Source organism: Egibacteraceae bacterium, from assembly GCA_035540635.1.
In the GTDB taxonomy this organism is placed as follows: Bacteria; Actinomycetota; Nitriliruptoria; order Euzebyales; family Egibacteraceae; genus DATLGH01.
Genome location: DATLGH010000098.1, coordinates 1 through 9,838, shown reverse-complemented (window position 1 = coordinate 9,838; position 9,838 = coordinate 1). Strand labels below are relative to the sequence as shown.

The following is a 9,838-nucleotide window of genomic DNA, read 5'->3' as shown; positions in this document are numbered from 1 at the left end:
ATCCTGGTCTCGGCTGGGACGGCGGCGCCGATCACCCTCGACGATCCCGCGCTGCAAGACGCCATGCAACACCACGGCCTCGCCTGGTTCGACGACACCGCCGGCTGACCGGCCCCTGGGCCACGCGAGGACCCACCGCGCTGGGGGCGAGTCCTCGCTCTCCCGCCATGAGTGCTTGGCGCCAGATGCGAACCCATGTGCGCGACCCGGATCGGCACCGGGACCCGGCATAGGTCTGGCATAGCCCTGACGGCCGCAGCATAGGCGTGGCACGGAACGCACCACGCAACTGACCACGCCGCATAGGCGCCAGCATCAGTTCCGCATCAGTTCGGCATAGGCCAGGCGGGACGGTCGGTGCACCTCAGACCAGGAGATGTGCCGATGGCTCCGCCGGCGCGGCCGTCGGACGGATCGAGCGCACCCCGAACGCCTGTCACAACCGCCCGTCGCCGCACGCAACTCCTTTGAAGTCGTGCCCATCGACAGAGGAGGTGCCTGATGATGACAGCGGACGTCTGCCCTCAGCCCTGCCTTTGCAGCTTGGTCGTGCCAGCGTCTCGGATGGGCTGGGACCGGGTTGATGGACGGCTGTCATGAACCCGGCCGCCCGTATCGAGGACGCCGACCCGGCACAGCTGGTGCGGATGCTGGAAGCTGCACTCCGGTGGCTGCAGGAGGAGTGGTTCGAGCCATGGCTGACCGATGAGGCCCATCGGGACCTCGTCGGGGACCTCGACGTCGACGAACGCGAGCAGGTGCAGCGTCTCGGAACGCCCTATCTCCAGCAACGCCTCGAGGAGATCGCCGACCTGGTCCGCGAGATGGCGCGCGATCTCGACGCCTGCCCGGGGAGGCCCGGAGATGCGGCTGCACGGTGGGCAGCCGCCCGTCGGCGCCCGCTGGCCTACGTCGTGGACCTCTACGAGCTCGCGGCCAGGCGCAACGCCCAGATGCGCGCCATCGTCGAACGCGCCGGCTGGGAGGTGGAGCAGCCCGCACTGCTGTTGAGCGAGACCGCCGAGGACGCGATCGCCATCCCCTACGAAGGACTGCAACGCCTCGCCGGGATCCTGGAGGACGCCGCCCGCACCCGCGGGGCGGCCCTGCCCCGGGAGGTGCACTGCTGGACGGGGAGTTCCGTGACGCCCGGTCTGACGATGGCCGGTTCAACGGGCGCATCGGCGTGCCTGGGGCAGCACGGGGCGAGGCGGTCGTCGGTGACCGACCGCCTGGCAGCACAGCTGTCACAAAGCGGGAGCGGGTCGGTGAACTCCCTACGTGGCAAGCCGTCGATCTTCAGGACGTGCACTATGGAACTGACACCCGAGCACCGACGCGTACCGCAGCGCCCAATGGACACCCACGGGACCGCGACGCCTGAGCGGCTGTGGAGCACCGCACAGCTCGCCGAGTACCTGGGCGTCCCCGTCAAGACGATTCACCAGTGGCGCTACATGCAGAAGGGCCCACGCGGCTTCCGCGTCGGCCGTCATCTGCGGTTCCGCCCCGCCGATGTCCGAGCGTGGGAGGACGAGCTACTCGACGAGGCGTCCGCCTAGATCCCAACGCCTCGGGGCGCAAGGACGTCCACAACAGCCGAGACGGACCCCTGCATCATGGCGGTCTGCCCCCGGCGTACGGTTGCGTCCCCTGGCGGCCGACGAGTGACCAGGAGGGTCCTATGGCATCCATCCGCAGACGTGGGAACCGGCCGAGCCCCTGGGAAGCGGTGCACCGCGACCCGAGCGGTCGCCAGCAGACACGTTCGTTCCGCCGCAAGGTCGACGCGCAACGATGGCTCGACGAGCAGACGGCCGCGATCGTCACCGCCCAGTACGTCTCCCCCGCCACCGGCAGGGTGACGGTCGCGAGTACGGCGAGCAGTGGCGCGCGGCGCAGGTGCACCGCCCGTCGAGCGCCGACAAGATCGAGTCGCTGCTGCGGCTGCACGTCTACCGGCTGCTCGGCGAGCGGCGCCTCGCCGCCGTGGGGCCGTCCGACATCCAGGCATGGGTGAAGCGGCTGCTGGTCGAGCACCAGCTGGCGCCGTCCACGGTCGCGGTCGTGCACGGCGTGCTCGCGTCGATGTTCAAGTCTGCCGTGCGGGACCGGATCATCTCCGCGTCCCCCTGCGACGGGACCCGGCTGCCCGAGAACCATCGGCAGCCGTCGTGCCTTTGGCGGTCGAGCAGGTGCTCGCCCTGGAGGCCGCTATGCCGGCGCGGTGGCGTGCGATGGTGCCGCTCGGCGCGGCCGCCGGCCCGCAGGTGTCCGAGGCGCTCGGGCTGACGGTGGACCGGACCGGCCTCGAGCCGCCGTCGGCCAAGCCGACGCTGCGCATCGACCGCCAGCTCGTGGTGCGCGCGGGCGAGCCGGCGTACCTGGGTCCGCCGAAGCGCAAGGCCTCCCGGCGCGACGTGCCCGTCCCCCGGGTGCTGGTCGAGGCGCTGACGGAGCACCTGTCCGCCTTCCCGCCCATGTCTCGGGAATGGTCTGTCGCGACGAGGCCGGCCGGACATGGGTCGAGCTCGTGCAGCTCGTGTTCGCGACCGCGCGGGGCGAGCCGCTGACCCGCTCACGGTTCGGCGAGGCATGGCGCGACGCCGTCGAGGGGGCGGGCCTTCCCGCCGGCACCACGTACCACGACCTCCGCCACTTCTACGCCTCGCTGCTCATCGACCACGGCGAGAGCGTCAAGGTCGTGCAGCGCCGGCTCGGCCACGCCTCGGCCACTGAGACGCTGGACACCTACTCGCACCTGTGGCCCGACAGCGAGGACCGCTCCCGCGACGCCGTGGACTCGGTGCTCGGCCGCTCCTGTGAGCCAAGTGTGAGCCAAGCGGCTCCGCCGATCGCGTTTCCGCAGGTCAGCGTCAGGGGGCGGATGGGTGGGGAGCCGGCCGGTAAGCCGGATTCTGTACCCGCGCCTGAGGCGCGGGGGGCGACCATCTATCTGGGACCGGTGTTGCCACCGGCCTCGTGCGGCCTACCTGGCGCTCGGCGGGCCGCCTGCGAACGCGCCTGCTTGGCCTTGCTCCGGACGGGGTTTGCCGGGCCGCCGGCGTCACCGCCGGCGCCGGTGCGCTCTTACCGCACCCTTTCACCCTCACCACGCTCCCTGCGGCCGGGTCCCAAGGGATCCCGTCCGAGGGCCGTTCGGCGGTCTGCTCTCTGTGGCACTTTCCGCGCGTCACCGCGCCTGGGCGTTACCCAGCGTCCTGCCCTGCGGAGTCCGGACTTTCCTCAGCGGTGCGCGGCACCGCCGCGGTCGCCTGGCCGGCTCCCCGCCCCAGGATACCGCCGGTGGTGGCGTCAGCCGGTGGGCACCAGGATGCGCCCGCACTGCTCGCACTTCGCAAGTCCCCGCTTCGCCCGCTCGTGCGCCTCCTCGAACTCGACGGCGGTGAGCTGGAGGCGGCAGCCCTGGCAGGTGCGGCCGACAAGCTCGGCGACGGCCAGCCCGTCCTTGCGCTCGCGGAGCTCCTCGTAGTAGGCGGCGGCTTCGGCGGGCACGTCCGCCGCGACCGCGGCCCGTTCGCGCTCGCGCTCGGCGAGCTCGGCGTCGATGTCGCTGGCGGCGACGTCACGGGCCACCTCGAGCTCCTCGACGCTAGCCGACAGCTCCCCATGGCGTTCCTTCAACGTCGCGACCATCGACTCGAGGTCCTCGCGCTCCTGCATGACCTCGAGCAGGGAGTCCTCGAGGTCGCTCTTGCGCGCCCGCAGCGCGGAGAGCTCCGAGCGCAGCGCCTGCAGCTCCTTCTCGGAGGTGATGAGGCCCGAGTACATCCGGCCCTCCTCGGACTTGCGGCGCGAGTCGACCATTGCGATCTCGTCCTCGTAGCGGCGCTGCGCACGGGCGAGCTGCTCGAGGCGCTCCCGGCCGTCGGCGTACTCGGCGCTGATCCGGGCGAGGGTGTCGGCGTTCTCGTCGAGGGCCTGCTGCTCGGGCAGGTTGGCCCGCCGGTGCCGCAGCTGGCGGATGGCGGTGTCGACCCGCTGCAGGTCGAGCAGCCGGCGCTGCTCGGCGGGACTGGCCGGGATCACGGTGCTCCTTCGCGTCCGCTGCCGTCGTTCGGGCGGCCGGTGGCCCCCGGCGGCGTATAGGGCGCCCACGGCTCGGTGCTGATCGCCGACGCTACCAGCGTCGCGCGCAGCCCGCGCTCCGCCGCGGCGCCCGCCAGTGCTCGCCTGAACGCGGGCAGCGCGGCGGCCTCGGTGGCGTGGTGGCCCGCGTCGACGAGCGCCAGCCCCAGGGTCAGCGCGTCGAGCGCCGGGTGGTGGCGGAGGTCCCCGGTCACGTAGACGTCGGCGCCCGCCGCCTGCGCCGCCGCGACGAGGCTGTCCCCGGCACCGCCGCAGGCGGCGATGCGCCGCACCGTGCGGCTGAGGTCGCCCGCGACCCGCAGGAACGGTGCCGGCAGCGCGGTGGCGAGCCGGTCGGCCACCGCCCGCAGCGGCGTGGGCTCCGCCAGATCACCGACCCGCCCGAGCCCCTTCGCCCCGCCCCGGCCCGGTACCGACACGAGGGGGTAGACGTCGTAGGCCACCTCCTCGTAGGGGTGGGCGTCCCACAGCGCGGCGACCGCCGCGCCGAGGCGGCTGCGCGGCACCACCACCTCGAGGCGGTCCTCCGCCTCCTCGTTCAGGCGGCCGCGCGTCCCGCTGGCGGGGTTGGCCGCCGCCGAGGGGCGGAACGTCCCGGTGCCGGCGACGCGGAAGGAGCACTGGTCGTACTCGCCGATGACGCCCGCTCCGGCCGCCGAAACGGCGGCGAGGACGGCGGCGGTCGCCGCGTGGGGCACGAACGTCACGAGCTTCAGCTCCTGCCCGGGCTCGGCAGCGGCGGGCACGAGCGGCCGCACGTCGGCCAGGCCGAGCGCCTCGACGATCGGCGCCGTGGTCCCCGCCTCCGCGACGTCGAGGTTGGTGTGCGCGGCGAGCACGGCGGTGCCCTGGCGCGCCGCGCGCAGCGCGAGCCATCCCGCCGCGGTCCGTGGCGTCAGGGCGGCGAGGGGTCGGAACAACAGCGGATGGTGGGCGAGGAGGAGGTCGCAGCCTTCGCGGGCGGCCTCGTCGAGGGCCGCGTCGGTCACGTCGAGGCAGACGAGCACGCGGGTAACGGCGTCGTCGGGGGCGCCGACCTGCAGGCCGGTGGCGTCCCACGCGGCCGCGTCCCGCTCCGGGTAGTGCCGATCGACGAGCGCAACCCAGTCCGCCACGCGATCCATGGACGCGCACTCTACCCCGGTGCCACCGACGCTCTGGGTACACTGTCGCAAGTCAGTCGCAACAGGCACTGGTTAGCAGAAAGGCACCGCCGCATGCGTCCCCCGTCCCGCGCTCTCGTCCTCTTCGGGCTGCTCCTCGCCGGCTGCGCCGCGGCCGGGCCGGGGGGCGGGGAGCCGGGCACGGCCGGTCCACCGGCGGAGGTGGCGCCCGCCGGCGAGCCCGACCTGCTCGTGCTCACCGTCGTGGAGCCGATCAGCGACCTCGCCCGCAACGTCCTCGGCGACCGGGGCCAGGTCCGCTCGCTCGTGGACGAGGGCGACGCGCACACGTTCGAGCCGACGCCGCAGGACGCGGTGCTCCTGGGGCGCGCCGACCTCTTCCTCGCCAACGGGCTCGGGCTCAACGACGCCGCCGTGCGCCTCGCCGAGGCGAACCTGCCCGAGGGGGCGCCGATCGTCACCCTCGCCGAGCTCACGCTCGACGACGACGACGTCATCGCGCTCGAGGTCCCCCACGCGCACAACGGGCAGACGCACGCCCATGCGCGCGAGCCGAACCCGCACGTGTGGATGAACGTCGCCTACGCCATCGACTACGTCGGTCACATCGCCGACGCGCTCGTGTCCGTGGACCCCGACGGCGAGGACGTCTACCGGCGCAACGCCGCCGACTACACGGCGCAGCTCGCCGCCCTCGACGCCGCGATCGCGCAGGCGACCACCACGATCCCGCCCGCGAACCGCACCCTGGTCGCCTACCACGACTCGTGGGCCTACTACGCGCCTCGCTACGGGCTCGAGCACGTCGAAGCGGTCCAGCCGTCGGACTACTCCGAGCCCTCGGCTGCGGACGTGCGGACGATTGTGGACGAGATCAACGCCCGCGGCGTGCCGGCGGTGTTCGGCGCCCGGGAGTTCCCGAGCGACGTGCTTTCCACGATCGCCGCGGAGACGGGGGCGACCTACATCGGCGACCTGTCCGACGACAGCTTCCCCGGCCAGCCCGGCGACCCCGAGCACAGCTACATCGGCATGATGGTCGCCAACGCGCGCGCCATCACCGAGGGTCTCGGGGGCGACGCGAGCGCCCTGGACGCGGTCGATCCCGCCGCGCCCTGACCGGGTGGCGCGGGGACGCGCTCAACCGCCGCCGGCGGCGGCGGCGACGAGGGCCGCGCGGACCTCCGGATGGCCGGGACCGAGGGCGGTGACGACCGCGACGCCCTCGGCGGGCCGCAGCACGGCGGCGCGGTCGGACGTGACCAGGGTCGCCGCCTCGCTCGCCCGGCCGAGCAGGAGCAGGCTGCCGGCGACGCGGGCGCCCCCGCCCACGGCGGCGGATGCCCACAGCGCGTCCCCGACGCGGGTGTCGGCGCGGAGCACCGTGCGACCGCCGCGCACGACGGTCGTGCGGCACCGCACGGTCCCGGACGCCTCTCCGTACCGGCCGCACACGACCTCGTCGCGCCACCACAGCGCCGCGCTCGGTGCGGCGGTCACGCGCAGCTCGCTCACGTGGTCGCACCCGGCCCCGGCGACCGTCGGCTGCCCGTCCCAGCGCAGCGCGGCGTGCACGCCGAGCTCGACGTCGTAGCGGATCCGCGACGGTAACCCACCGGGGCCGGGCAGCGCGAGGCTCGCCGCGACCTGGGTCAGGTGGAGCCGCGCACCCGGGCCGACCCGCACGCCCAGGTGCAGATCGTCCCCGCCGAGGGGACCCGCCCCGGCGGACACGAGGTGCAGGCTGCCCGGGCCCGTCCGGCGCAGGACGAGCGGGGGCGCGTTGCGAAGGCGCACGAGGCTCGTCGCGCCGGCGTACGCCGCCGCCTCGACGTGCGCTGCGGCGCGCACCGCGCCGTTCACGCCCGCAGCTTCGCGCGCAGCCAGTCCGCGACCGGGGCGGCGCCGGCGGGGGTGCGCAGGTCGGTGAAGACCGTCGGGCCCTCCCCCCGCTGCACGGCCGCGTCGCGGCGCATCACCTCAAGGTCGGCGCCGACGTGCGGGGCGAGGTCGATCTTGTTCACCACGAGCAGGTCCGACCCGCTGATCCCCGGACCCCCCTTGCGCGGGATCTTGTCCCCGCCGGAGACGTCGATGACGAACACCTGCAGGTCGACGAGCGCCCGGCTCCAGGTCAGCGTGAGGTTGTCCCCGCCCGACTCGACGAGCACGAGCCCGAGGCCCTGGTGGACGCGCTCCATCCGCTCGACCGCGTCGAGATTGGCGGCGATGTCGTCGCGCACGGCGGTGTGCGGGCAGCAGCCGGTGGCGACCGCGGCGATCCGGTCGTCGGGCAGGACCGCCTGGCGGCGCAGGTAGTCGGCGTCCTCCGAGGTGTAGATGTCGTTGGTCACCACGGCGAGCCCGGCGTCGACGAGGGCCTCGCAGAGCCGCGCGATGAGCGCGGTCTTGCCCGACCCGACCGGGCCGCCGATGCCGACCCGCAGGGCCCGGCCGACCCCCGGCTTCCTCGGGGCGGTGGTCGTGGTGCCGGCGCGGGTCATGATGTCCATGGGTGGCTCCTGTCGGGCGTCACGAGGCGAACAGCCGGGGCGTGGGGGAGGCCGCGTGCCGCTCGGCCCGCACGTCGACGAGGGGGCAGGACCACGCGGGCAGGTCGGCCAGGGGGCCGGAGGCGCATGTGGCCGCCTCGGCGGCGAGGGCGTCGCACGCGGGGGACAGGCGCGCCTGCGCGGCGTGGACCGCGACGGGGTCGAGGCCGAGCAGGCGGACCCCCGCCGACGCGATGCCGGCGGCGAGCCCGTGCAGGGCGCAGCTCGCCGCGTCGCGCGGCCCGACCCCGGCGCAGGCGGCCGCGAGTCCGAGGGCGACCGGCTGGTGCCACCCCGCGGGGCGTGCGCGCCCCGCGGCCGCGAGCGCCGGCGCGGGCCAGGCCGCCGACGCGAGGCGCAGCAGGTAGCGCCCGAGGTCGCGGGAGCGCGCGGCGAGCGCCGGGGAGGCGACGCGGGCGCCGTACTCGGCGTCGGCGACGTCGAGCACCGTCGGCAGGTCCTCGCTCACCGCGAAGCGGACACCGACCGCCGCGGCGAAGCACGCCTCGACGAGCCCCGCCGTGCGGAGCCTCGCCTCGACGAAGGCGGCGAGGCTGCGCACGTCACCGACGTCCCCGTCCTCCACGGCCGACTCGAGGCCGAACGAGTGCGCGGATGCCCCCGCGGGCGCGCGGCCGTCGGCGAGGAGCAGCAGCGCGGCCCGCATCAGAACAGGAAGTAGCGCTGGGCGAGCGGCAGCACGCTCGCCGGCGCGACCTCGACCGGGTCCCCGTCGATGGTGACGGCGAACGTGTCGGCGTCGACGGCGATGTCCGGGCACGCGCCGTTGCCCGGCAGGTCCCACTTCGCGAGCGCCCGGACGTCGGCCTGGGCGACCAGCGGCCGGCGCAGGCCCGCTCGCTCGGCCAGGCCGCCCTCGATCGCCGCGGGGCTCACGAAGGCGAGGCTCGCGTCGGCGGCCACCGCCGGCGCGGCGCCGAACATGGGGCGGGGCAGGACGGGCTGCGGCGTCGGGATCGACGCGTTCGCGTCGCCCATGGCGGCCCAGGCGATCATCCCGCCCTTGATGACGAGGTCGGGCTTCACGCCGAAGAAGCGGGGGTCCCACACGACGAGGTCGGCGAGCTTGCCCGGTTCGACGGACCCGACGACTCCGTCCATGCCGTGCGCCACGGCGGGGCAGATCGTGTACTTCGCGACGTAGCGGCGCACGCGCTCGTTGTCGGCGGCGCCGTCGCCGGGCAGCGCGCCGCGTCGCTCCTTCATGACGTGGGCCGTCTGCCACGTGCGGGTGACGACCTCGCCGATGCGCCCCATCGCCTGCGAGTCAGACCCGATGATCGAGATCGCCCCGATGTCATGGAGCACGTCCTCGGCGGCGATCGTCGTCGCGCGGATACGCGACTCGGCGAACGCGAGGTCCTCGGGGACCGACGGGTTGAGGTGGTGGCAGACCATGAGCATGTCGAGGTGCTCGTCGATGGTGTTGACGGTGTGCGGGCGCGTCGGGTTGGTCGACGACGGCAGCACGTTGGGCTCGGAGACCACGGTGATGATGTCGGGGGCGTGGCCGCCGCCCGCACCCTCGGTGTGGTACGTGTGGATCGAGCGGCCGGCGATCGCGGCCAGGGTCGAGTCGACGTAGCCCGCCTCGTTCAGCGTGTCGGTGTGGATGGCCGCCTGGACGCCATGCTCGTCGCACGACCGCAGGCAGGCGTCGATGGCTGCGGGGGTGGTCCCCCAGTCCTCGTGGAGCTTGAATCCGGCCGCCCCGGCTACCAATTGCTCGCGGAGCGCATCCGCTGACACCGTGTTGCCCTTGCCGAGCAGCGCCACGTTCACGGGCCAGTGGTCGAGCGCAGCCAGCATCATCTGGATGTTCCAGGCACCCGGCGTGACGGTGGTGGCCTTGGTTCCCTCTGCCGGTCCGGTGCCACCACCGACCACCGTGGTGACGCCGGAGGCGAGTGCGGTCTCCAGGAGCTGCGGGCAAATCAGGTGGACGTGGGAGTCGACGGCGCCGGCGGTGAGGATCTTGCCGTTGCCGGCCAGGATCTCTGTCGACGGCCCGATGACCAGGCCGGGGTGGAC

At 74.1% G+C, this 9,838-nt stretch carries 9 protein-coding genes and 1 other RNA gene; 3 read left to right on the top strand and 7 right to left on the bottom strand.

Annotation, left to right across the window (positions count from 1 at the left end; genetic code table 11):
• Positions 1 to 596 precede the first annotated feature (596 nt).
• Entirely contained in the window at positions 597 to 1,562 is a 966-nt protein-coding gene (locus tag VM324_15060) for a helix-turn-helix domain-containing protein (protein ID HVM00610.1), read from the top strand.
• A 612-nt stretch (positions 1,563 to 2,174) separates the two neighbouring features.
• Complete coding sequence (locus VM324_15055) at positions 2,175 to 2,573, top strand: hypothetical protein (GenBank protein ID HVM00609.1); 399 nt, start codon at positions 2,175 to 2,177, stop codon at positions 2,571 to 2,573.
• Between the two features lie 318 nt (positions 2,574 to 2,891).
• Here the strand turns inward: VM324_15055 and rnpB are convergent.
• The 3 genes from rnpB to VM324_15040 all read right to left on the bottom strand — a co-directional run bounded on the left by rnpB (position 2,892) and on the right by VM324_15040 (position 5,234).
• Positions 2,892 to 3,287: RNase P RNA component class A (gene rnpB, locus VM324_15050), an RNA gene on the bottom strand.
• Between the two features lie 28 nt (positions 3,288 to 3,315).
• Positions 3,316 to 4,050 carry a C4-type zinc ribbon domain-containing protein gene (locus tag VM324_15045; protein HVM00608.1) on the bottom strand — a complete coding sequence of 245 codons (735 nt, stop codon included), beginning with the start codon at positions 4,048 to 4,050 and terminating at the stop codon, positions 3,316 to 3,318.
• Positions 4,047 to 5,234, bottom strand: coding sequence for a Nif3-like dinuclear metal center hexameric protein (locus VM324_15040; protein ID HVM00607.1), 1,188 nt, complete (start codon positions 5,232 to 5,234; stop codon positions 4,047 to 4,049). The genes VM324_15045 and VM324_15040 overlap by 4 nt, the downstream gene beginning before the upstream one ends.
• Before the next feature lie 93 nt (positions 5,235 to 5,327).
• Here VM324_15040 and VM324_15035 point away from each other — a divergent pair, with 93 nt between their 5' ends.
• Complete coding sequence (locus VM324_15035; protein HVM00606.1) at positions 5,328 to 6,353, top strand: metal ABC transporter substrate-binding protein; 1,026 nt, start codon at positions 5,328 to 5,330, stop codon at positions 6,351 to 6,353.
• A gap of 21 nt (positions 6,354 to 6,374) precedes the next feature.
• On the opposite strand, the gene VM324_15030 is transcribed toward VM324_15035, so the two are convergent.
• The 4 genes from VM324_15030 to ureC form a co-directional block, all read right to left on the bottom strand.
• A complete protein-coding gene (locus VM324_15030; GenBank protein ID HVM00605.1) occupies positions 6,375 to 7,097 on the bottom strand; it encodes an urease accessory protein UreD in 723 nt (240 codons plus the stop codon).
• Entirely contained in the window at positions 7,094 to 7,747 is a 654-nt protein-coding gene (gene ureG, locus VM324_15025) for an urease accessory protein UreG (GenBank protein HVM00604.1), read from the bottom strand. The genes VM324_15030 and ureG overlap by 4 nt, the downstream gene beginning before the upstream one ends.
• Before the next feature lie 19 nt (positions 7,748 to 7,766).
• Positions 7,767 to 8,453, bottom strand: a complete 687-nt coding sequence (locus tag VM324_15020; GenBank protein ID HVM00603.1) for an urease accessory UreF family protein — start codon at positions 8,451 to 8,453, stop codon at positions 7,767 to 7,769.
• Positions 8,453 to 9,838, bottom strand: a 1,386-nt coding sequence (ureC, locus tag VM324_15015; GenBank protein HVM00602.1) for an urease subunit alpha, incomplete at its 5' end; no start/stop codon positions are given. The genes VM324_15020 and ureC, both read right to left, overlap by 1 nt.